18 protein-coding genes and 1 pseudogene are annotated in these 21,257 nt (G+C 66.5%); 9 read left to right on the forward strand and 10 right to left on the reverse strand.

The genetic code is table 11. From position 1 onward, the window contains the following. Nucleotides 1-12: 12 nt before the first annotated feature. Both QZV81_RS01430 and QZV81_RS01435 read right to left on the reverse strand, forming a co-directional pair. Entirely contained in the window at nt 13-270 is a 258-nt protein-coding gene (locus tag QZV81_RS01430) for an acyl-CoA carboxylase subunit epsilon (RefSeq protein ID WP_292831374.1), read from the reverse strand. Beyond that, nucleotides 267-1,838, reverse strand: coding sequence for an acyl-CoA carboxylase subunit beta (locus QZV81_RS01435; RefSeq protein WP_292831422.1), 1,572 nt, complete (start codon nt 1,836-1,838; stop codon nt 267-269). The genes QZV81_RS01430 and QZV81_RS01435 overlap by 4 nt, the downstream gene beginning before the upstream one ends. A gap of 126 nt (nt 1,839-1,964) precedes the next feature. Here QZV81_RS01435 and QZV81_RS01440 point away from each other — a divergent pair, with 126 nt between their 5' ends. The 3 genes from QZV81_RS01440 (at nt 1,965) to QZV81_RS01450 (ending at nt 4,624) form a co-directional block, all read left to right on the forward strand. Beyond that, nucleotides 1,965-2,741, forward strand: coding sequence for a biotin--[acetyl-CoA-carboxylase] ligase (locus QZV81_RS01440; protein WP_292831377.1), 777 nt, complete (start codon nt 1,965-1,967; stop codon nt 2,739-2,741). A 131-nt stretch (nt 2,742-2,872) separates the two neighbouring features. Next, nucleotides 2,873-3,436 carry a PH domain-containing protein gene (locus QZV81_RS01445; protein ID WP_292831380.1) on the forward strand — a complete coding sequence of 188 codons (564 nt, stop codon included), beginning with the start codon at nt 2,873-2,875 and terminating at the stop codon, nt 3,434-3,436. A gap of 69 nt (nt 3,437-3,505) precedes the next feature. Further along, nucleotides 3,506-4,624 carry a 5-(carboxyamino)imidazole ribonucleotide synthase gene (locus tag QZV81_RS01450; protein ID WP_292831383.1) on the forward strand — a complete coding sequence of 373 codons (1,119 nt, stop codon included), beginning with the start codon at nt 3,506-3,508 and terminating at the stop codon, nt 4,622-4,624. A 55-nt stretch (nt 4,625-4,679) separates the two neighbouring features. On the opposite strand, the gene QZV81_RS01455 is transcribed toward QZV81_RS01450, so the two are convergent. After that, on the reverse strand, nt 4,680-5,981 hold the full coding sequence (locus QZV81_RS01455) for a UDP-glucose/GDP-mannose dehydrogenase family protein (protein WP_292831386.1): 1,302 nt from the start codon (nt 5,979-5,981) through the stop codon (nt 4,680-4,682). Between the two features lie 153 nt (nt 5,982-6,134). Here QZV81_RS01455 and purE point away from each other — a divergent pair, with 153 nt between their 5' ends. The 4 genes from purE to QZV81_RS01475 all read left to right on the forward strand — a co-directional run bounded on the left by purE (nt 6,135) and on the right by QZV81_RS01475 (nt 11,294). Next, nucleotides 6,135-6,602 (forward strand): 5-(carboxyamino)imidazole ribonucleotide mutase, encoded by a 468-nt coding sequence (gene purE, locus QZV81_RS01460; RefSeq protein ID WP_292831425.1) that lies wholly within the window; start codon nt 6,135-6,137, stop codon nt 6,600-6,602. 89 nt (nt 6,603-6,691) lie between these two features. Then, nucleotides 6,692-8,050: an LCP family protein gene (locus tag QZV81_RS01465; RefSeq protein WP_292831388.1), complete on the forward strand. Its 1,359-nt coding sequence runs from the start codon at nt 6,692-6,694 to the stop codon at nt 8,048-8,050. A gap of 2 nt (nt 8,051-8,052) precedes the next feature. Then, entirely contained in the window at nt 8,053-9,165 is a 1,113-nt protein-coding gene (locus QZV81_RS01470; RefSeq protein WP_292831390.1) for a glycosyltransferase, read from the forward strand. An 80-nt stretch (nt 9,166-9,245) separates the two neighbouring features. Beyond that, the gene (locus tag QZV81_RS01475; protein WP_292831392.1) at nt 9,246-11,294 is read left to right on the forward strand and encodes a cell wall-binding repeat-containing protein; all 2,049 of its coding nucleotides are present in this window, start codon (nt 9,246-9,248) and stop codon (nt 11,292-11,294) included. A 109-nt stretch (nt 11,295-11,403) separates the two neighbouring features. Here QZV81_RS01475 and QZV81_RS01480 read toward each other — a convergent pair. The 7 genes and pseudogenes from QZV81_RS01480 to QZV81_RS01510 all read right to left on the reverse strand — a co-directional run. Further along, a pseudogene (locus tag QZV81_RS01480) lies at nt 11,404-11,798 on the reverse strand (transposase); the annotation flags it as partial. A 33-nt stretch (nt 11,799-11,831) separates the two neighbouring features. Continuing rightward, complete coding sequence (locus QZV81_RS01485) at nt 11,832-12,242, reverse strand: GDP-mannose 4,6-dehydratase (RefSeq protein WP_292831395.1); 411 nt, start codon at nt 12,240-12,242, stop codon at nt 11,832-11,834. Nucleotides 12,243-12,317: 75 nt separating this feature from the next. Beyond that, complete coding sequence (locus QZV81_RS01490) at nt 12,318-13,559, reverse strand: hypothetical protein (RefSeq protein ID WP_292831398.1); 1,242 nt, start codon at nt 13,557-13,559, stop codon at nt 12,318-12,320. Next, entirely contained in the window at nt 13,556-14,677 is a 1,122-nt protein-coding gene (locus QZV81_RS01495; protein ID WP_292831401.1) for a glycosyltransferase family 1 protein, read from the reverse strand. Before QZV81_RS01495 ends, QZV81_RS01490 begins: the two co-directional genes overlap by 4 nt. A gap of 4 nt (nt 14,678-14,681) precedes the next feature. After that, complete coding sequence (locus tag QZV81_RS01500) at nt 14,682-15,881, reverse strand: glycosyltransferase family 2 protein (RefSeq protein WP_292831404.1); 1,200 nt, start codon at nt 15,879-15,881, stop codon at nt 14,682-14,684. After that, nucleotides 15,878-17,116, reverse strand: coding sequence for a glycosyltransferase (locus tag QZV81_RS01505; RefSeq protein WP_292831407.1), 1,239 nt, complete (start codon nt 17,114-17,116; stop codon nt 15,878-15,880). Before QZV81_RS01505 ends, QZV81_RS01500 begins: the two co-directional genes overlap by 4 nt. A 2-nt stretch (nt 17,117-17,118) precedes the next feature. Then, complete coding sequence (locus QZV81_RS01510) at nt 17,119-19,050, reverse strand: DUF6541 family protein (protein WP_363331568.1); 1,932 nt, start codon at nt 19,048-19,050, stop codon at nt 17,119-17,121. A gap of 92 nt (nt 19,051-19,142) precedes the next feature. Between QZV81_RS01510 and QZV81_RS01515 the strand changes: the two genes are divergently transcribed. Next, the gene (locus QZV81_RS01515) at nt 19,143-20,234 is read left to right on the forward strand and encodes a glycosyltransferase family 1 protein (RefSeq protein WP_292831428.1); all 1,092 of its coding nucleotides are present in this window, start codon (nt 19,143-19,145) and stop codon (nt 20,232-20,234) included. Between the two features lie 69 nt (nt 20,235-20,303). Continuing rightward, entirely contained in the window at nt 20,304-21,185 is an 882-nt protein-coding gene (locus QZV81_RS01520; protein ID WP_292831413.1) for a glycosyltransferase family A protein, read from the forward strand. The last annotated feature ends 72 nt before the right edge of the window (nt 21,186-21,257 follow it).

Genomic DNA, 21,257 nt, shown 5'->3' on the forward strand with positions numbered 1-21,257 from the left:
GGGACACGGCCCCTACTGGCCGCCGAACCTTCCCCACGCGACGTCGCGCCGGAACGGAGCGCGCAGTGCGCGAGCGTGGACCTGCCAGGCGGGGGTCAGGGTGGCATCCTCCGTCGCGACCGTAGCCGCTTCGCCCGCATACGCTTCCGTCACGACGGCGATCACCGCCGCGAGCTCTTCGGGCGTCGGTTCCCCTCGAAGCACGCGCAGGCGCACAGGACTGGCGTTACCCTCCGCGGCGTCGGCGCGTGACTGATCAGGCCCGCTCATAGCGGGATGTTACCGTGCTTCTTCGCGGGAAGACTGGCCCGCTTGCCGCGCAGCGCGCGGAGCGCCTTGGCAACAGTGACACGCGTCTGGGCGGGTTCGATGATGCCGTCGAGCTCACCACGTTCGGCCGCCAGGAACGGCGAAGCGACGTTGTACGTGTATTCGTTCGCGAGTCGTGTGCGGACCGCCGCGACGTCCTCACCCGCCTCCGCCGCCGCCTTGAGCTCGCCGCGGTAGAGGATGTTGACGGCGCCCTGACCGCCCATGACGGCGATCTCGGCCGTCGGCCACGCGAGGTTGACGTCTGCGCCGAGCTGCTTGGAGCCCATGACGATGTATGCGCCGCCGTAGGCCTTCCGGAGGATCACGGTCACGAGCGGCACGGTCGCCTCGGCGTACGCATAGAGCAGCTTTGCGCCGCGGCGGATGACCCCGGTCCACTCCTGGTCGGTGCCGGGCAGATATCCGGGCACGTCGACGAGCGTGAGGATGGGGATCGAGAACGCGTCGCAGAAGCGCACGAATCGGCTGGCCTTCTCACCCGCCGCGATGTTGAGGGTCCCGGCCATCTGAGCGGGCTGATTGGCGACGATGCCGACCGATCTTCCCTCGATACGCCCGAATCCGATGACGATGTTCGGCGCGAACAGTGGCTGAACCTCGAGGAACTCGCCGCCGTCCACGATGTGTGTGATGACCTGGTGGATGTCGTACGGCTGGTTCGAGGAATCTGGGATCACCGTGTTGAGAAAGCGATCGGCATCCGTCGTCTCCCACTCGAACCCGTGCTCGTAGACCGGGATCTCGGCCATGTTGTTGTCGGGGAGGAAGCCGATCATCGTGCGGACGTAGTCGATCGCGTCGTCTTCGTCCTCGGCGAGATAGTGTGCGACCCCGGAGCGCGTGTTGTGCGTGTACGCGCCGCCGAGCTCTTCCATGCCGACGTCTTCGCCCGTGACGGTCTTGATGACGTCGGGACCGGTCACGAACATCTGACTGGTCTTGTCGACCATGATCACGAAGTCGGTGAGTGCGGGCGAATAGACCGCCCCACCCGCAGCCGGACCCATGATGATCGAGATCTGCGGGATGACTCCGGAAGCGGCCGTGTTGAGGCGGAAGATCTCGCCGTACTTGCCGAGGGCCACGACACCCTCCTGGATGCGGGCCCCGCCGGAGTCGAGAAGCCCGATGATCGGCATGCCGCCACGCAGGGCGAACTCCATCACCTTGACGATCTTCTCGCCGGCGACCTCGCCGAGCGAACCGCCGAAGGTCGTGAAGTCCTGCGCGTAGACCGCGACGGTCCGTCCGTGGATCGTGCCGATGCCGGTGACGACCGAATCGCCGTACGGGCGGGACCGATCCATGTCGAAGGCGGTCGTGCGATGGCGGACGTACTCGTCGAGCTCGACGAACGAGCCCGGGTCGACGAGCATCTCGATGCGCTCACGGGCGGTCAGCTTGCCCTTGGCATGCTGTTTGCCGAGGGCGACCGCTTCCGCATCGATGACGGCTTCCTGGTAGCGCGCGCGGAGGTCGGCGATCTTGCCGGCGGTCGTGGACATGTCGAAGCTGTCGGTCACGCGTTCCACCCTAGCGATCGGGTCGGCGCCGAGGTTGGCGGACGCCGACAACGCGATCGCGCTTCAGGTGTGCACAATCGCTCAGGAGGAGCGACGTAGGGTGGGCTCATGTCCGTGCCATCCGAGGGATATCCGCTCGCCGCCGCCGTCAGCCCGCGTCTTCAGGTGATCGACACGGTCGACTCGACCAACACGAAGCTCCTGCGCGACGCCGAGGGCGATGCGCAGGGTCACCCTCATCTGTCGGTGCTGCTGACCCGCGATCAGCGCGCCGGCCGGGGACGCCTCGACCGCACCTGGACGACGCCGGCAGGGTCGGCACTCGCCGTCTCCGTGCTGCTGCGCGTGAGCGCCGTCGCGACCGCCGACCGCGGGTGGATTCCCCTCATCGCCGGAGCCGCGATGACCCGCGCCATCGCCGCGCAGCTGCCGAGGCTGCACGTGACGCTCAAGTGGCCCAACGATGTGCTGGTGGAGGGGCTGAAGATCTGCGGAATCCTGGCCGAGGTCCTGCCGTCGGATCCCCATGTCGTGGTGGTGGGCGCCGGAGTCAACACGAGTATGGCGGTGAGCGACCTTCCCGTCACGACCGCGACGTCATTCGCCGCTCTCGGGCACAGCGCCGACGAAGACCGCCTCCTCGCCGACTACCTGACCTACCTGCGCGATGACATCGCCGCCCTCGCCGTGCACGGAGGGGCCGCCGTGGCGCCGAAGATCGCCGCGCTGTGCGCGACGATCGGCGCAGACGTCTCGGCACATTTGCCGGACGGTGCGGTCCTCGAGGGTCGCGCCGTCCGGTTGGATGACGAGGGACGCCTCGTGGTCGCGTCGGACGGCGTCGAGTCGGTCGTGTCGGCCGCGGATATCGTTCATCTGCGCTGAACCCGTGCCTGCGTCGACGCCGTAGATGCCGTAGATGCCGTCGAGAGGCGCAATCGACCCCGTCCGCGGGGAAGTGACGATTTCGGGCCGGTCGCGCCGCCTGCGCGCACGGTGACCGGCACAATGGAGGAGTGACCCAGCCGACGGCGTACCCGGGACGCCCCGTGACGCCCGCTCCGGGTGGTGCGGCGCCCGAGCTGCGCGTCGCGCGCCTGCGGCCGCACGCGCGGAGGCTGTTCTGGTGCGCCCTGGTGCTCATCGCGGTCACCGGAGCGGTCGGGTACTTCTGGGGCAACCTCCCCGCTCCCTTCGAGGACTGGATGCTGGGAGCGGGCGCCGCGCTCGCGGTCGCGCTGCTGGTGGTCGTGCCGTACGTCCGATGGCTCTCGCACACCTACACGATCACGACACGGCGCGTGATCGAACAGTCGGGGGTGTTCGGGCGCCGCCGGAGTGAGCTCAGTCATGCTCGCGGCTACGCGATCTCCGAGCGCCGGGGGCCGCTTCAGCGACTCTGGGGCGCGGGCACCCTGACTCTCACGGGCGCGGATCGGACGCTGCGTCTCGCGAATATTCCCGCCGCACGCCTGGTCCACGAGACGCTCGCCGATCAGGTCGAGGTGAGCCAGATCCTGGCGCACCGCGACTCGCGCGGTCTCGGCGGCCGGCCGGGCGACCCGCCCCCGCTGTCCTGACTCGCGCGCGACGGTGGCTCGGTGCGCGTGCCGTGCGAGAAGATGGACGGGACGAAACAGGGGGCGCGCATGGCACTGCAGGTCGGAGTCGTCGGTGGCGGCCAGCTGGCCCGGATGATGATCGCGCCGGCGGTCGAGCTCGGTGTTCGGGTGCGGGTTCTCGCCGAACAGGCCGGGATGGCGGCGGAGCTCGCCGCAGAATCCGTCGGAGACTACCGCGACCTCGAGACCGTCCGCGCGTTCGCGGCGGGCGTCGATGTGGTGACGTTCGACCACGAGCACGTCCCGCAAGAGGTGTTGCGCGCGCTCGTGGCCGATGGCATCGCCGTTCGCCCGGGGCCGGACGCCCTCCAGTACGCGCAGGACAAGCTCCTCATGCGGGCCCGCCTCGATGAGCTCGGCATGCCGCAGCCGGAGTGGGCCGAGATCGCGGACGGCCCGGGCCTGCAGGCGTTCCTCGACTCTCACGGCGGCCGTGCGGTGATCAAGACTCCCCGCGGCGGCTATGACGGCAAGGGAGTGCGCGTCGTGACCTCGTCGGCTGACGCGGAGGATTGGCTGGCGGAGGGCGCTCCGCTGCTGGTCGAGGAGCTGGTGGATTTCACCCGCGAACTCGCCCAGCAGGTCGCTCGGCGTCCCTCCGGGCAGGTCGTCGCGTATCCCGCCGTCGAGACCATTCAGCGCGACGGCGTGTGCGCCGAGGTGATCGCCCCCGCGCCGCACGCGACCGGTCGCCTCGCCGAGGTCGCCGCACGGCTCGGTGAGGAAATCGCGGAGGGGCTCGGCGTCACCGGAATGCTTGCCGTCGAGCTGTTCGAGACGGCCGATGAGCGCATCCTCGTCAACGAGCTCGCGATGCGTCCGCACAACTCCGGCCACTGGGGGCAGGATGGCGCGGTGACCGGCCAGTTCGAGCAGCACCTGCGCGCGGTGCTCGACCTGCCGCTCGGAGATCCCGGCATCCGCCAGCCGTGGTCCGTCATGGTGAACCTCCTCGGCGGCCCCGCGACCGACTCGCTCGAAAGCCGGCTGCCCGCGGCGCTCGCCGCGCATCCGGCGGTCAAGGTCCACCTCTACGGGAAGGAGCCGCGACCCGGTCGCAAGGTCGGGCACGTCACAGCCGTCGGCGACGACCTGGATGCCGTGGTCTACGAGGCGCGGGCAGCCGCGGCGTTCTTCGGCGACTGAGCCGCACCGCCGGACCGGGCCCCGGCGGTGGGCCCGCCCGCTCCTGCCACTCCTCCTACGGACGTCCCATGCCGAAGTACGCCCAGCCCGCGCCGCGCCACTCGGCGGGGTCGAGGGCGTTGCGTCCGTCGACGATGACGCGGCCCGCGGTGAGGGTCGACACGTGGGATGCCGGCATCCGGCGTCGGTACTCGTCCCACTCGGTGACGAGGAGCACGGCCTCCGCACCGGCGAGTGCGGTGTCTCGGTCGTCCACATACGTCAGCTGAGGGTGGATCCTGCGGGCGTTCTCGATCGCTTCGGGGTCGGTGACGACCACCTCGGCGCCGAGGCCGTGGAGCCGGACGGCGGTGTCGAGCGCGGGGGAGTCGCGGATGTCGTCGCTGTGCGGCTTGAACGCGGCCCCCAGCACCGTGACCTTCTTGCCGTACACCGATCCGCCGAGGCCGGAGATGACGAGCTGAACCGCGCGCTCGCGGCGGCGCAGGTTGATCTCGTCGACTTCGCGCAGGAACGCGACGGACTCACCACGGCCGAGCTCTTCGGCGCGAGCCGAGAACGCGCGGATGTCTTTGGGCAGGCACCCGCCCCCGAAGCCGATCCCCGCGCCGAGGAATTTCCGGCCGATCCGATCATCGTGACCGATCGCCTCGGCGAGCTGGGTGACGTCGGCGCCGGTGACCTCGGCGATCTCGGCCATCGCGTTGATGAAGCTGATCTTGGTCGCGAGGAATGCGTTGGCGGCGACTTTCACGAGCTCGGCTGTGGCCAGATCGGTGACGATGAAGGGGGTGCTCTTGGCGATCGCGGGGTGGTACACCTCACGGAGCGTGTCCGCGGCATCCGAGCCCGCTGGAATGCCGACCACGAGTCGATCCGGGTCGATCGTGTCCTGCACGGCCCATCCTTCGCGGAGGAACTCAGGATTCCACACGAGCGTCGCTCCCGCGGACTCGATGCGCGGGGTCAGGGATGCCGCGGTTCCGACCGGAACGGTCGACTTGCCCGCGACGATGTCGCCCGGCGACAGGTGCGGGAGGAGGGCGTCGATCGCCGCGTTGACATAGGTGAGGTCTGCGGCGTGGCTTCGCTCCTGCTGCGGCGTGCCGACGGCGACGAAATGCACCTTGGCGCCCTCAGCCGCCGCCATGTCGGTCGTGAAGGTCAATCGACCCGACGCGACGCCCTCGGCGAGGATCTCGGGCAGCCCCGGTTCGAAGAAGGGCGCCCGCCCGTGCGCGAGAGCATCGATCTTGTGCGGGTCGACGTCGATGCCGACCACCTCGTGACCGATCGATGCCATGGCTGCCGCGTGGACAGCGCCGAGATAACCGCATCCGATGACAGACAGTCGCATCGTTCGAGCCTACCGGGGCCCGCTCGGTGTGCCGGAGCGGGCGCGTGCGGGTCGGGTTGCGTGGCGCTCCGGGGTTCTTCCAGCCTCTCCACCTACCCTGGACGCGTGACTCGCGCGCTGCATTCCTCAGGATCACCCCTCGTCGGCGTCGTCATGGGCTCCGATTCGGACTGGCGGATCATGAGCGATTCCTCGCAGATCCTCTCGGAGTTCGCGATCGGCCACGAGGTCGAGGTGGTCTCGGCGCACCGGACCCCCGACAAGCTGCTGCGCTACGGGCGCGAGGCCCGCGCCCGCGGGCTGAAGGTCATCATCGCCGGTGCGGGCGGGGCCGCCCACCTCCCCGGCATGCTCGCTTCGGTGACCGCTCTGCCCGTGATCGGCGTTCCCGTCCAGCTGGCCACTCTGGATGGCCTGGACTCGCTGCTGAGCATCGTGCAGATGCCGGCCGGCATTCCGGTGGCGACCGTATCGATCGACGGCGCGACGAACGCGGGCCTGCTCGCGGCGCGGATCATCGGCGCGGGGGATGACCGGCTCGCCGACCGGGTCGAGCAATATGCACGCACGCTCGAGCTGCAGGTCGAGGAGAAGAACCGCCGACTCAAGGATTCCCTGTGACCCTCGCGCCACCGCGGTCCGGGACGCGGGCGGCCCCGCTGATCGAATCCCAGCCGCTCCGCCGACCCGACGCTTCATCTCCTGAGGTCATGACGCGCCGCGCCTGGTGGCTCGTGGCGCTCAACCTCCTCATTCCCGGATCGGCGCAGATCCTCGCGGGTTCGCGCCGGCTCGGCCGGGTCGGGATCGTCGCGACACTGGTCATGTGGGCGCTCGTGGTCCTGGCGGTCGTGACCGCACTCATGCGGCCGACGCTCTTCTATTCTCTTGCCAACGGTGCGACGCTCCTCGTGCTGCAGGTCGTGCTGCTGGCCTACGCTGCGCTGTGGGCGGTGCTGACGATCGACACTCTGCGCCTCGTGCGTTTCGTCAGCGTGGAGGGCTGGTCGAGGGCCGGCGCTGCCATCCTGGCGATCGTCGGGCTTGTCCTCTCCAGCGGCGGCGCCCTGTACGCGGCGCAGTCCCTCATCGGCCCGGCCCGTGAGGCGCTGGCGGCCATCTTCGGCAACAGCGGCCCCTCCGTGCCCCCCTCGGACGGCTACTACAACATCCTGCTCCTCGGGGCCGACAGCGGCTTGGGGCGCGACTCCATGCGCTTCGACAGCATCTCGGTCGTCTCAGTGGGCGCCGATACCGGTGCGGTGACCATCACCGGCATCCCCCGCGATCTGCAGAACGCCCCCTTCGCGGCGGGCCCGATGCAGGAGCGCTACCCCCAGGGCTTCGAGGGGCACGTGTCGCAGAGCTGCGGCTGGGCGGCCGGGGTCAATCAGCTCACCAACGCCGTGGAGGTCTGCCAGAGCGATCGCGGGGCGAGCATCTATCCGGATGCCGCCGGCCAGGGCTCCTCGCCGGCGATCGAGGCGACCAAGGATGCGGCCGCCGGCATCCTCGGCATCGAGATCCCGTACTACGTCTTCGTCGACATGAAGGGGTTCGCCGACATCGTCGATTCCCTCGGCGGTGTCGACATCACCGTCACCGAGCGACTTCCCAAGGGGGGCGGGCCGACCTACGACGGCCAGCCCGCCGAGGACTGGGCGATCGGGTGGATCGAGGCCGGACAGCAGCACATGGACGGCGACACCGCCCAGTGGTACGCGCGCTCGCGCTACACGACGAGCGACTGGGACCGCATGCGCCGTCAGCGCGAACTGCAGCAGGCGATTCTCGCACAGGCGACGCCGGCGAACGTGCTCCTGCGGTTCCAGGAGGTTGCCGGAGCGGGGGAGGACCTGGTCCAGACCGACATCCCAGAGTCGCTCCTGCCCTTCCTTTCGGGCCTGGCTGTGAAGGCGAAGGAGCAGCCGGTCGCGACGATCGAGCTCACGATGGACGGTGCCGGGATCGACCCGGACCAGCCGTCCGCTGACGACTGGGCGCACGTGCGCGACCTGGTCCAGACCACCCTGCACCCGCCGACCGCCACGCCGGCGGCGGGGGGCTGAGGGTGACAGCGACGCTGCGCGTCATGCTCGATCAGATCGTCGCGCCGACGGACGCCGACCTGGCGACTGCGTCGCGGGAGCTCGCACGCGAACTTGTCCGCACCTCGCCGGCCGGGTGCGAGGTCGCGGCGATCGTCCCAGCCGGGGCGGATGCGGCTGCCGTGCTCGAGCGGGAGGTTGCCGGGCTTGCCGACCTCGTCCGTGCCGCGCTGCCCCGGCGGGAGCTCGCCGCCGCCTGGCAGTTCGGCATTCGGTCCGGCGCGCCGGGCGGAATGCTCCATTCGCCCACGCTGCTGGCGCCGCTCGTGGGCCACGATCGTGTGCACGATCACGATCAGACCGTGATCACCGTGTGGGACCTCGCCGCGTGGGAGCACCGTGAAGAGCTGACGAAGCCGGCGGTCGCCTGGCACCGGGGCATGCTCAGGCGTGCCGTCAAGCATGCAGACGCCGTCGTCGTTCCGACCTATGCGCTCGCCGATCGGCTGGCGGAGATCGCCCCGCTCGGCGAACGGATCCGGGTGATCCCCGGCGCCGCTCCGATGCGCTTCGTTGTTCCGACGGATGAGGTGGGGCGCCGCCGTGCTCTCGGACTCCCGAGCGGATGCCTGGTGGTGCCGGGTGGGTCCGCGCCGTCCGCCGGACTCGACGCCGCGTTCGCGGCCATCGCCGAGGGCGGCTCGGATCTGCCGGTGATCGTCGTGGACGTGTCCATCAGATTCGAAGCGGCGGTGACCGAGCGGGCCGCGGCCGCCGGCCTTCACCCCGGACGCGTCATCGTGCGAGGCTCGCTCGAGGCCGCCGACCGTGCCGCCGTGCTGGGCGGCGCCGTTGCGCTCGTGGCGCCGCGGACCGACAGCGCGTTCCCGTGGCGCGTCATCGAGGCGCTGACGCTCGGGGTGCCGGTCGTCGCGGCCGACAGCGCCGTCCACCGCGAGATCATTCTCGACGGCGGGCTGCTCGCCGAACCGGCAGCGCTCGGCAGTTCGTTGGCGACGGCGCTCGGGTCGACGGATGCCGTTGAACGGCTCGCCGTGTTGGCTGGAGACCGCGGTCGTGCGTTTTCGTGGACCGGTGCCGCGGAGCGCGTGTGGCAGCTGCACGCAGACCTCTGAGGGTGCCGTGAGCGGCGTGTCCGTGGCGTGTCGCACCACCTGTAGTGGTATCGGAACTTGACTTCAGCAACAATGGTCACATGATCCCCCGAATCATCACCCGACCGTCCGGTCGCGCCCGGGCGGCGTGGAGCCCGGCCGCAGCGGTCCTCGCGCTGGTCGCCTTGATCGGATCGCTGCTCGCTTCGAGCCCGGCCGTCGCGGCCGTGCCCGCCCCGGCAGTGCCCCCCGTGGCCGGCGCGGCGCATCCGGTGGACTCGGGCATGGTCGAGACTGCGGCTGAGGTCGGCTTCAACGCCGGGAACATCATCACCGATGCGCTGTTCTACGACGGGTCCGCCATGACGGCGTCCGAGATCCAGGCTTTCCTCGACGCCAAGATCGGCGCCTGCACCAACGGCAAGTGCCTGAACGTGCTCTCTGCGGGCATCTCCTCCCGCGCCGCTGTGACATCCCAGACCACCGGCAATCTCATCTGCTCTGCGATCCAGGGCGGAACCATGAAGGTCTCTGAACTGATCTACCGCGTGCAGGTTGCGTGCGGCGTCTCGGCGAAGGTCATCCTGGTCACGCTGCAGAAGGAACAGGGGCTGACAACCAGCAAGGCCCCCTCCGACTGGAATCTCTCGGCGGCGATGGGCGCCTCATGCCCGGACACGGCGCCGTGTGACCCGGCGTTCGCCGGAGTCGGCCCGCAGATCCTCAAGGGAACGCAGCAACTCAAGACATACAAGGCGGCGAATTTCGCGAAGCAGCCGGGTGTGCACTACATCGCGTACAGCCCGAGTTCGTCGTGCGGCGGAAGCTATGTGAACATCCAGAATTACGCGACGGCGGCCCTCTACAACTACACGCCCTATCAGCCCAACGCGGCAGCGCTCGCCGCCGGCTACGGGCTGGGTGACAGCTGCTCCGCCTACGGCAACCGGAACTTCTACAACTACTACACGTCGTGGTTCGGGTCGACGCAGGGCTACCTCGACCCCTGCCGGGTGCCGCCCGCAGAGGCGGTCACAGCAGCGAGCGGCGAGTACAGCACAACAGCGTCGCTCAACGGACGCGCCGCTCCGAGCACCGACTGCGCGAAGATCACAGCGGTCCTTCCTTCCGGCACGATCGTCACTCGCGTGGCCACCTACGGCGTGTGGTGGAACGTGCGCCTGAACGGCGTCATGTACTGGGTGCACAGCGATTACCTGACGCCGACGCCCGCCGTCGCCTATACGGTCGACAGGATTGAGGGCGCCGACCGATACGAGACGGCCGCGGCGATCTCGACGCAAACCAACCCTCAGTCCAGTGCGACGGTGTATCTCGCGTCCGGTGAGCACTACCCTGATAGCGTCGTGGGTTCACCTCTGGCAGCGCACGGGGAGTCCGCGCTACTGATGACGAGCAGGACGTCGCTCCCGCCGGCGACCGCGTCCCGCCTGGTCGCACTCAAACCGTCACGCGTCGTTGTGCTCGGCGGTACGGGTGCCGTGGCGGATGATGTCTTGGCGGACGTGCGCTCGTTGCTGGGAGCAGGAGTCCTCGTCGATCGCATCGCTGGGGTAGACCGCTATGACACCGCTCGTCTCATTGTCAAAGATGGTTGGACAAGCTCGAAGAGAATCTACCTCGCGACCGGGCGGGCATTTTCCGACGCGCTCTCCGCATCGTCGGCCGCGGCCATCCAAGACGCTCCGGTTTTGCTCGTCGATGGCGCCGCCGCGACGGTCGCGCCAGAGACCATCGCGTTGCTGCGCAGTCTGGGTGTCACCGATGTCGTCCTCGCAGGGGGCAGCGGGTCGATCAGCGATCAGGTCGAAACCGAATTGCGCGGCCTGGGGCTTGCCGTGGATCGCAAGGGCGGGTCCGACCGGTTCGCGACGAGCCTCCTGCTTGCCCTGGCCGTGAAGCCGTCGGCCGGAGATCGTGCGCTCGTGGCGTCGGGTCTTGACTTCCCCGACGCACTCAGTGGGGCAGTGCTGTCCGGAGCGACGGGAGCACCGCTGCTCCTCCAGCCGCCCTCGTGTATGTCGGGCGCGGCGAAGAACTACTTCATCACCAGTCAGATATCGCTGATCACCCTGCTCGGGGGACCATCGGCGCTTGGCGCGACGGTTGAGTCGAGCACGCGCTGCTAATTGTACTTCCACGCGCTGCTAATTGTACTTCCGTGGCGGGTTGCGAACGGGTGACGTAAGTGAAGACCTCTGGGCGGCATGCAGGTTACTACACCTACTTTCCTGACCTCTGCACGCCCTGCTCACGCAGGACGCGGATGATCGACTCGACCGCGTGCCCCTCGGCGCGGAGCTGATCGATGAATCCCATGATCAGTGGTTGCGGGGGTCGAGTTCCCCCGCGAAGAAAGTCGCCGCGGCTTTGAGGATCGCGACGTCTTCACGGAGCCGCTTGTTCTCGGCCTTGAGACGGCCGATCTCCGCATGCTCCTCGCTGGTCTGCCCCTCCCGCTCACCGGCATCGATATCGGCTTGCAGCACCCACCGGCGCAACGACTCGGCACCGACCCCTTCCTGACGGGCCACAGCCGCGATCGCCTTCGCGTTCGACGGGTACTCGGCCCGATGCTCGCGCACGAGCCTGACAGCGCGCTCACGGAGCGCGGGATCGATCTCCTTCGGCATGATGACAACCAATCAACTCAAAAGGATGCGGCATCAAAACCCGGGGCGGTTCATCTCGGACGTGGAGGCTTGGTAAATTCGTGTGGCGCTACTCCGGTCGGTGACTCGGACTGCCTCCAGGATGTTCAGAACACCTTTCGCCGTGACGTCTGCAGTGAGTGTCGGATTCTTGAACGAGTATCCGGCGTGGCTGATCGCCGCCAGGTTGTATGTTTCGTGGGGGTCGGCTGTCTCGACAGCCCGGACCAGGGACGTCGGATCGGTCAGGTCGCCCTCGATGAGCTCGACCTCGGGGAACTCGGCCTCAACGAGCACTCGTCGTGGATCATTCTGGCCGCGGATGAGGCCGTAAACTTCATAGCCCTTGGCGAGGAGCTGCTCGGCAAGGTGCCCACCATCCTGACCCGTGATTCCGGTGATGAGAGCGCGGCGGATGTCTGCCATGGTTCCTCCTGCTGGATGACCATGACAGCTTAGTCGGTGCTGTGACGGGGCCGAGGAAGGCCGAAGGACTTCTTCTCAGTCGACGATCGGCTGAGTGTTGTCGAGGATGCGGAGTGATTCAAGGCACCTCCGCCAAAGCAGGAGTGTGGCCGCTCCCTCGGTCACCGCGTATCCGACTGCGGCGCCGACGGGCCCGATCCACAGTGCCAGGGCGACCATGATCGGCACGCCAGCGGCCGTGGCTATCAGCGTCGCGCGCACCACGGCTGCGGCCTGACCTGCGGGGTAGAGCACATGGCGGGTCATTGATGTCCGTACAGAGAAGAACGCGAAGGTGAAGCCGAGAGCTATCAGAACCGGCGTCATCGATGACGCGTCCGCCCCGAAAAGGATCCTGCTGGCCCACGCGCCGAAGGTTGCCAGAAATGCGCCGCCGATGCAGCCGATTCCGCCGTGGGCGAGCATCGCCAGGCGCATGCGACGTCCTCGACCAATGCCACGTGCTTCGACAATCCACGCCTGAAGCGCGTTGGCGAGTGTCATCGGGATGAACTGGCCGAGCTTGAGCATCTTGTCCGCTGATGCGAAACCCGCGGCCTGGGCAGGTGGTGCCGTCATCGTCACGAACGGTGTCGGCACGCTTGAGTAGACACTGAGCCCGACGTCATTCAATGCGACGGGCGCGATGGATCGAAAGAGGCCCGGCAACTCCGGCCATCTCGGCCACGGCGAAGGAAATTGGTTCAGCACGCTTCGGGTGAATAATGCCGTTCCCACGAGGGTCACACTGATTCCGGCGAGCGGGTAGAGCTCGATCGGCGCTCCATGAGCGATGGCGAAGGCGCAGAGGGCAGCAATCACGAGACGGGGGAGTGAGTCATAGAAGACGATGGATGCTGGCCTTCCGATCCCCGCAGAGAACCAGGCGAACGACAGCGCGATGAGTGCGCCCTGCAGCCCCATCAGCGCGCCGAAGAGCTCGCTGCCGGGTGAGGCGACGATCCAGCAGATGACCCACATGACCGGGAGCGCGATCAGGGCAACCAAGAGTCGCACGACCAGCGACTCCCGGTACAGCTCGCCTCGTCTCTCCCTGTCTGCCATCGACACCAGCGCCGGCCCGATCGACGCCCAACCGAAGCCGATGGCGATGGAAGCGACCGTACCTATCGATTCACCGGCGATGGCGCTGGCCCACCCCGCTTGACCCGCTGTTCGAGAGATGACAGGCAGGACCAGCAGCGGCGATATCGCGGCGATCCCCGGGATAAGGAAGAAGAGGAGGAGTCGACGCCAAAGCGGGCTTACCGGCGTCACGCCGTCATCCGACGTTGGATGACGGCAGCCTCAAGCACGCGGGCGGTTTCGGCCGCGGCTCGCTCCCACGTGAATGTGCCGGCTCGCCGGATCCCGGCGTCGCGGCGCAGCGAGGGGTCTTGACTCAACGCCGAGGAGATCGCCGTTGAGAGATCTCGTTCGCTCCTCGCGTCAGCGTAGAGCGCGACGTCCCCCCCCACCTCCCGCAGGACGGGAACGTCGTTTGCGAGCACAACGCAACCCCGGCGCATTGCGTCGATGACGGGCAGTCCGAACCCCTCCGTGAGCGACGGGCAGACATACAAGGATGCAACTGCGTACAGGGCTTCGAGCTGCGGTGGTGTCACCCAGCCCGGCAGGATGACGTCGTGCTCCAGTCGGAGACGATGAATGAGCGGTTCGAGAGCATCGCGACCCCGCCCGCCGGGAAGGACGACGAGTGGGCGACGATGTTCGTCCATCGTCGCCACCGCTGCCAGAAGCGCCTCGAAGTTCTTGTGAGGCAGACGGTTGCCCGTGCTGAGCACCAGCGGCCTGCCCGGCTGGATTCCCAGTGCTATGAGTTGGGACCACGGGTCCGCCGGTGCCTCCGGCGCGGCGGTACCGTGCGGGATCACCGTGATCACTCCCGCGTCGATCCCGATGTGCTTCACTACGTCCGCCTTGGCCGCAGCGGATCCCGTGATCACGGCGTCGGCCGTCAGAGCGGCCTTTGCTTGCAACCAGGACGTGACTCGTGTGACAGCAGTCTGCTTCGCGTTCAGCTGGTAGGTCGTGTCATGCGTCGTCGTCACACGTGGCACGGCCGACCGGGAAATCGGCCCGAAGTTCGCGGGACTCCACATCACGTCAGCGTCGACGCGCCTGGCCCATTTGTTGGCGGCGAGCACTTCGCCTAAGGCCCAGGTTGCGCGGTCAGCACCGACGCACCGCGCGACGCGCACATCACCTGGAAAGAAATCACGGACCCCGCTCGCCCCCGCCCTGTTCGCTAGGGCAATCAGCTGAGAGCCCGGGAGAGCTTCGGGGAGTCGCTTGACGACCTCGCGCGTGTAGGTCTCTGTTCCACCTCTTGTGCCCGTATAGAACAGGAAATCGACGAGCACCCGCACCGGCATGTGTTCAGTTCTCGATTAGGGCGTCCGGGCGCGTTTCGCGGCGCGGGGTGGCGAGCACACCTGAGAAAAAGCTCATCATTATAGTCTGGAATCCGAGCATGATCCCGAGAGCGCTCGGAATCGCGATTCTTACCACTTCCGCTGTGTCCAGCGGCCCAAAGTCGAGACTGCCCCACCGCACGACCTGCACGATACCGATGAAGATGCCGAGCACGAACAGAGCGAGTCCTATGAGCAGACCCCGCTCAGTTGACCAGTTTGCAACGATCGTGCGATAACCCGTGCTCGCGGGAAGAAGACCTTCCTGAGTGGCATACAGCTTCGTCAACCAGAAGAAGAGGAGCGCCTGGTATCCGATCACGCAGAGAGCGCTCGCGTAGACCATAGTGGTCACATCGAACCCGACGGCACCGATCTGCACGCCACCAAAGGCGAGGATCCCTACCCCTGACGCCCCGAGGAGGATCGCGACGAGTCCGGGGTAGACGAAGAGCCACCGTGGTGCAAAGAGCAGAAGGAAGCGCAGGTGGCGCCATCCGTCGTGCCAGCTGCGCAGATGTGGAGGCCGTGATCGCCCGTCCTTCTTGAGCGTCGTCGGCACCTCTTCGATCCGGTACCGCGCGAGAGAGGACTTCACGACCATCTCGGAGGCGAACTCCATGCCCGTCGTCTGAAGAGCGAGATCGCGGATGCGGTCGCGGTTGAAACCGCGCAAACCGCAGTGGAAATCTCCGATATTCGGGCGGAAGAAGAGCTGACCGATGCCCGAGAGGACGGGGTTACCGAGGTATCTGTGCAGTGGAGGCATTGCGCCCGGCGCAATCCCTCCCTTGAATCGATTGCCCATGACAAGGTCGGCGCCTCTACGGAGCCGTTCGACGAAGGCATCGAGATTCACGAAATCATAACTGTCGTCTGCGTCGCCCATGATGATGTAACGGCCGCGAGCATTCTCGATCCCGTTGATGAGCGCCGCCCCGTACCCGCGTTGTAGAGCGTGCGAAACGCGAGCTCCGAGCCGGGCCGCGATATCCTGGGACCCGTCGGTTGAACCGTTGTCGGAGATCAGAACCTCGCCGGAAATGCCAGTCCTCGCGAGGAATTCATTCGCTTTCTCAATGCACACGGCGAGCGTCTCCGCTTCGTTGAGGCAGGGCATGAGGATCGTCAGTTCGAGCGATACCGGCGGGGCGGGCTGAGTCAATGTGTTCCTTCGGTCGTGTCGGCGGAGCGGGTTGCCGCGTCATCGGGTCGGGCGGCCGCGCCAGCGGGTGCACGGGGGATGAGGTCTAAGACCCTGAGGAGATTCTCGACTGTCCGAGCGACAGTGCGAGTGGTCACCGCCGATTCGTACCATGAGCGTGAAGAAAGCCGCAATTCGGTGCCACCGCGTATGGCCCGAACAATCGCGTCGCCGAGATCGGCTGCGGAAGCTGAGGGCGCCACGAATCCGTTCACCCCGGGCTCCACGAGCTCAGTGGCCGCATTGCCCGGGCCGCCGACGAGCACGACCGGCGTGCCGTGCGCCGCGGCCTCGACGACGACAAGTCCATATCCCTCGCGTCGTGAGGGATTGATCAGAGCCGCCGCGCCGCGCATCAATTCGACCAGGCGGTCTTGAGAGACGAATCCTGGACGCTCGGCCCATTCGCTCGCCTGGGCTGACGCCAGTGCTGCATCGACATCGCTGCTGCTCGGCCCTTCTCCAAGAACGACCAGACGCAATCCAGGCACGGAACGCCGAGCTTCTGCAACGGCCGCAGGGAGCGCCTCGACCTGTTTGTCAGGGATGTGACGTCCTACATACAGAACGTAGGGAGGGAGGGTCGACTTAGCGGCGAAGCTGTTCACCGACTCGCCATCGATGAGTCCCGGACTGATGAGGGCGGTACTGCGCAACCCTTCGCGGACCAGTTGGTTCGCCGTCAGACGGGAGTGGCACGTTGCCAAGGGTGTGACCGCGACCGCGAGGCGCTGGAGGAGCCAAGCGGTATGGCCGATGATCGGACCTGCGTAATCCACCCACTGCCTCCGCCCCCAGACTTCGAGGTAGTCCACCACGACACGCGTACCCGATCCCACGAGGGCGGCGCGCGCGGCGAAGACATTGAGTACCGGTAGTGCGCTCACCACGACCGTGTGATAGCTGCGACGGCGGCGAACGAGCGCGGCGAACAGCCCCACAGAAAACTGCAATGCGGCTGTCGAGCTCCGCACTCCAGTTCCGTCGTAGAGGCGCAACATGCGCGAGATCGGCACGATCCGGAATTCAGGTTCACTCGGCGTGGCTGGGTCGGACCACTGCCTGGCGGTCAGATAGTCCACCTGGAGCCCGTACCGGTGCATGTGTTCGGCGTACGAGCGGTACAGCCTCTCGCCCCCGCCCGTCGTATAGGGGAAGAGACAATCGTAAACGATCGCGATGCGACTGTTTCGCAAGGTCAACACCCGTCGACACGGAAGAGCCGCGCGTCGCCCTCGGCGTCGACGAGTGAGAGCCGTGACGAGGGTGACAGATCGACGACTCCGGAGTACCCGCGCGGGTCTTGGTCTCCGCTGACATCAAAGCTGCCGAAGTCGAGCACGTAATCGACATCAAGCCGATTGATCGCCTCGCACACCGCCGGATCGTCGTCGATCTCGCGGAGATGTGCGTTGAGGAAACGCTCGTCACTACTCAGCGTTCCGAAGATGTGCATTTCGGTGACGTGGCGACCCGCAAGTGCGTATGCAAGCGAGGCCCCCGTGCGCGGACTGCCGATGAGGAGTGCTTCCTGCGGAACGATTCCCGGGAGCCGGGCCAGAAGCGCGCGCTCGTCGGCGGAGACTATCGAATACTCCGCATCATCGGTGTACGCCGCGCGCGCGCTCGACAATGGCCCACGCACACTGTTGCCGAAGGCAACAGTGAACAGCAAGATGAAGCAGATCGCCGTCGCCACCGGAATCAGTATCCGGCGCGTGCCTTCGAACATGGCTGCGCGCATCCGAGACAGCCGCGCGCTCGCCATGTCTACCGCCCAGATCGCACCGGCCGTGAGCACCGGGATCGCCGTCATCGGCAGGAGCGCAGCGATTCGGTTCGGATCGCTGTACCAGGGATTGGTCAGCGCGATCCGTAGAGGGTGGTTGACCGGAAAAGCCGACACGAGCACGAACAGGGCCACTGACGCGATGAACGGAAGTGCGACAGGAAGGAGCCTGGGCTGTCGCGCGATTGCGATGAATCCGGCGAGAAGCAGCAATACGATCAGAATCGTCGGCGCATGGCCGCTGGGCGATATGACCAGTCCGGACCCGATCGCTTGTGGGATGTTCTGATACGGCGGCCACCGAGAGTGCTCAGCCGACGTCCGCGCATAACTCCATAGAGTGATGCACGCTATCACGGCAGCAACGGCGATGATCCCCGCTCTGATCCATGTGCGTCGTGCCGACTGCTCGATCGCGGACCTCACTGTTATGCCGATCGTGAGGAGCGAGCCGAAGAGCACCGCTGCCAGGAGCGCGTTCGGGTGAGCGAGGGTCGTACCCGCCGTGAGCACCAGGATCAGTAAGACATCTCGAATGAGCCGCCATCCGCGGGCAGACATCATCCTCACGACGACTGCGAGCACGGCCGGGATGAGGGCGTATCCGAGAGCGTTCGGGTAGAGAACTCCCCAGTCGAAGAAGAGCGCAGGGAACGCGCCGAACGCGGTGGAGAGCGCTGCGGCCGTCACGAAAGCCGAGGCGCGATCGCGGAAAAGCGCGCCCGCGAGCGCCAAGTTTGATGCTGGCCAGATCGTAGCGACGATCGCAATGTTCGCGGCATTGACAGCCGTCGGCACATCAGCTCCGGTCAGCGACGCGGTGAGGGTGGCAAGTGAGTGCCATGCGTTCGGGTAGAAAGAGACATCCGCGATCTTGCCCACGTTGAATGCGGAGGCATTTCTGGTTTCCAGCGCATGCTGGAGGGCATTGAGGTGCAGGATGTTGTCGAATCGTTGTGCGATCGCCTCTGGACCGACGAACGCGTAGGCGAACTGCGTGACCAAAATCACACCGGCCATCGTAAGAGCGCCAAGCGCCCAGAGATACGCAGACTTGCTCGTGGGCACCTCGTCGTCCTGCGCCATTCTTCCCAGGAGGAAGGCGGCGGTTGCGGCGACCGCAGTGACGACCGCGGGCATGAGGAGCGACCAGGAGATGCCGAACCACGGAGCGATCACCGCGCTGCCCGCGTATATCGCCACGGACAACGCAGGAGCCGAGAGGACGGGTCCGATTCGTCTCATGCCCCAACCCGCCCACACGACAATCAGGCCAGGACCTAGGAGCAGAAGCGTAGCGACGAGCGTCGGAACCGCCGCAGGTGCCCACACCTCGAACATGTTCCTCCAGTCGGCGGGTTGCGGACAGTGGTGTCGGCAGGTTGCGGACAACAACGAGCAATCGTAGTCGATGACACATGTCTGGATCCCGGATGCGCGTCGACCATCGGTACGATTGGCCCGTGACAGTCGTTATCAACGGAAGGTTCCTGCTCAATTCCTTTGGAGGTGCTCGGCGATTCGCGACAGAACTCACCGAGCGGCTGTCACGCCTTCGAGGGGATATCCTTCTTGTTTCACCGCCGCTACCGGATGGCGTCATAGCACCAGATGTACCCATGAAGACAATTGGTCGATTTCGCGGCCCAGCGTGGGAGCAGATCGAGTTGCCGATGTGGCTGCGCAAGCAGGGATATCCACTGCTGTTGAACCCCGCCACGATCGCTCCCGTCATCTACTCCCGGCAGATCGCAGCGCTGCATGACATCGCCCCAGCGGCTCGACCCAAGGACTTCGCACTGCTGTTCAGATTGCAGTGGCGGCTCGCCGTGCGATTCGGAATGTTGAGACGTGGTCAGCGCCTGGTGACCATTAGCGAGGCGTCGCAGCGGGAGATTGCTGCTCAGTTCGGTATTGACCCGCCCCGGATCGACGTGGTCTACCCGGGTGCCGACACCTTCGCCGGTGTTCCGCCGTCCCGCGGCGCGGAGGGAGTGGGCTCGTCATTTCTGGTGTTCGGACGGCACGGTGCCGCGAAGAATTTAAGAACAGTCATTGAGGCGGCGGGCGCGCTCCCTGATGCGTCAGCGATCGAGATCCGCTTCGTCGGCCAGCTGGACCCCGCACTGCGCTCGCATGCGGAGGAACAGGATGTTCCTTCGGCCCGCCTTGTCTGGCTGGGCCCGGTGTCGGACGCGGAGCTCGGGGAAGAGTACAGGTCTTCGGTCGCGTTCATCTGGCCGTCGTTGCACGAGGGCTTCGGTCTGCCTCCAGTGGAAGCTCAGACCCTCGGCGTTCCTGTCCTTGCCTCGGACACACCGGTCAACCGTGAAGTCCTCGGCGAATCCGCACACTATTTCCCGGCCATGGACGCGACAGCGCTCGCTTCGGCGATGGGACAGCTGGCCGGCGATCCCGTAGCGCGATCCGCTCTTTCAGCAGCGGGTCGCGAGAATGCGAAGCGCTTCACCTGGGACGCGACCGCAAGCGGTTGGAACGAGCTGATCGAGCAGACCGGATCGTGACGGTCACCTCCTGGCCTGCCGCGGCGCTCAAGTTCCCGCATCCTCGTGGGATCGTGGACAATTGCTGACGTGAACATAGCGCTTGTTGTCACCACGCTCGGTAGGGTCGAGGCGCTACGGACGCTTCTGACATCGCTCGAGGGTCAGCTAGCGCAGCAGGACCGCATCGTGCTTGTCGCCCAGAGTAACCATGACGAGGTCAGCGCTGTCGCGGAGCAGTTTGTCACCCGCGGCGTTCCTGTGGTTGCGACCCGCTCTGAGCGCGGCGCTTCGCTCGGCCGCAACACCGGTGTCGCTGCTCTGCCGTCTGGAGAGTTCGTGATCAACTTCCCGAATGACACCACGGTGTTTCCCGCGGGAATGATGGACCGCATCCGCGTGGGTGTCCGTGGGCCGAGTTTCGTTGCAGGTGCGTTTACCTCGTGGGATGAGCGCGGCCCGAAAACGCAGCTCCCACCGGCCGGCACTCCGATGGACCGATGGAACGTTTGGGCGGTCATCGAGATCGGCATCCTGATGCGGCGATCTCTGTTCGAGGAGATCGGCGGTTTTGATGAGGCGATAGGACCAGGTGCCAGCACCCCGTGGCAGGTCGCGGAGGGCACCGATCTCCTTCTGCGCGCTGTCCGCGACCGCCCGGACGTCGCGCATGGATTCACCTGGCTGCCGCACGGCGTCTATGTGGAGGGTATCTCCACGGCGTTCGGTCTGACGACGCGGGAGCGGCGCCGCAAGATGCGCGCATATGGGCGCGGCACTGGTCGCATGATCGCGGTGCACCGGTATCCGATGTGGTGGCGCGCGGCGTTCACTCTCGCTGGACTCTTCTACGGTTTTCGGAATGCGGCGCCGGTCACGATCGCAGACGGCTGGTCGATGTTCGCAGGCCGATTGGAGGGCGCGATCGGTCGCACGTTCGGTCAACATCAGTTGGTATCGACGACGCGGTAGGTGCTCTTTAGTCGGCCCTCTAGTGTTGCGTGTCGTTAGTTCCTAAATGGTTGTTGGTTTGGGAGAATTGGC

Source organism: Microbacterium sp. (genome assembly GCF_011620665.1).
Taxonomy (GTDB): domain Bacteria; phylum Actinomycetota; class Actinomycetes; order Actinomycetales; family Microbacteriaceae; genus Microbacterium.